Annotated in this window: 1 protein-coding gene, 1 tRNA gene and 1 rRNA gene; all 3 read right to left on the bottom strand. The window is 47.5% G+C overall.

The window, feature by feature from the left end:
* Window positions 1-202: 202 nt before the first annotated feature.
* Window positions 203-691 carry an IS630 family transposase gene (locus IFO68_RS21780; protein WP_192017842.1) on the bottom strand — a complete coding sequence of 163 codons (489 nt, stop codon included), beginning with the start codon at window positions 689-691 and terminating at the stop codon, window positions 203-205.
* 333 nt (window positions 692-1024) lie between these two features.
* A tRNA-Trp gene (locus IFO68_RS21775) sits at window positions 1025-1101 on the bottom strand.
* 268 nt (window positions 1102-1369) lie between these two features.
* Window positions 1370-1485: ribosomal RNA gene (gene rrf / locus IFO68_RS21770) — 5S ribosomal RNA — on the bottom strand.
* Window positions 1486-1491 lie beyond the last annotated feature (6 nt).

Raw genomic sequence — 1491 nt, 5'->3', positions numbered from 1 at the left:
AGGAACAACAATCGCTTCACCGATTCCTCGGCTTGGGCAAACAGAGCCAAACAAATAGGCGTAATCGAATTGCTGCTGCCGAACCGCTCTGGGACGTGTTCCACGCGGTGCCCAAAGCCGTGTCGTTGTATTCTGCTGGCCAAATCTGGCTTCATCCTGGAACCAGACATCCACTTGCTCAAGGCTGATATGGCCCGGGATGTTACGGATCGTTTCCAGTAAGAAGTTTTTTAAAAGCTTCTTGCGTTGCTTGGCATTGTTTAGGGTGTTTTGAGCGGGATGTTATCCATGAAAATCCCATATGATCGAGCAAATAGTAAATGGAATCAGGGTGATAATGTTTATCAAACTTATGGACAATATATGCATGGATATCGGCACCCGTGAGTCTACCGCCTTGCGGGTTATGAGCTTTATCTTCGAGATATTGGCGAAGCTGTTCTTGTTGCTCTGGGGTTAAGAATGCAGGACGACCTGTTCTTGGTTTTTCCTGAAGTCCTTCGAGGCCTTCTTCGAGAAAGGTATGAACCCATTTGTTGACACTGGTTCTACTGACTTTGAGAAACTTGGCAATTTGAGTGCGGGACTGGCCCTCTTTAAAATGGGCAAGCGCGAGTAATCTCATTTTCATTTGAATGGATTTTTGCTGGCTTGCCAGCTTTTTGAAGTCAATGTTATTGAGGCTATCCATAGCAATTTGACCACCTGAAAGAGAAGCCTCAATTAGATCATATTCTTACTTAGAATGGTATCACTCTGACCCTCAGAAATGACAAAGCCCCGTCAGAAGACGAGGCTTTATATTTGGCAGGGGATGACGGAGCGACCGGGCTGACGTTCCAGCCGCCGACATCAGCGCATCGCGCTGACCTTCAGAAATGATAAAGCCCCGTCAGAAGATGAGGCTTCATATTTGGCAGGGGATGACGGTTCGACCGGGCTGGCGTTCCAGCCGCCGACATCAGCGCATCGCTCTGACCTTCAGAAATGACAAAGCCCCGTCAGAAGACGAGGCTTTTGTATCTGGCAGGGGATGACGGATTCGAACCGCCGACATTCGGTTTTGGAGACCGACGTTCTACCGGGCTGAACTAATCCCCTAGAATTGCTAAGTATTGTATACAGCTGAACGAGAATTACCAGTCTTAGCGACTTAAAATGACTTATCGCTTTATCAACCGCTTATAAAAACATCAGTATATTCAATGTTCCTACCTTATTTGCTGACATCTGTCCTGTTACCGTTGAAACACTGGGTACAGATTTCTAAAAACAGCCAACAATAAAGATAGCGTTATCATTACTGACAGTGCCACTGGACATGAAAAGCAAAAAGGCCACCCATAAGGTGGCCTTTTCTTAATAGGGAGCCTGGCGATGACCTACTCTCACATGGGGAGACCCCACACTACCATCGGCGCTGCTGCGTTTCACGTCTGAGTTCGGCATGGGATCAGGTGGGTCCGCAACGCTATGGTCGCCAAGCAAATT

The sequence above is a fragment of the Photobacterium arenosum genome, from assembly GCF_014841115.1.
Classification (GTDB): domain Bacteria; phylum Pseudomonadota; class Gammaproteobacteria; order Enterobacterales; family Vibrionaceae; genus Photobacterium; species Photobacterium arenosum.
The sequence above is the reverse complement of the archived record's forward strand: the minus strand, read 5'-3'. Positions and strand labels throughout refer to the sequence as shown.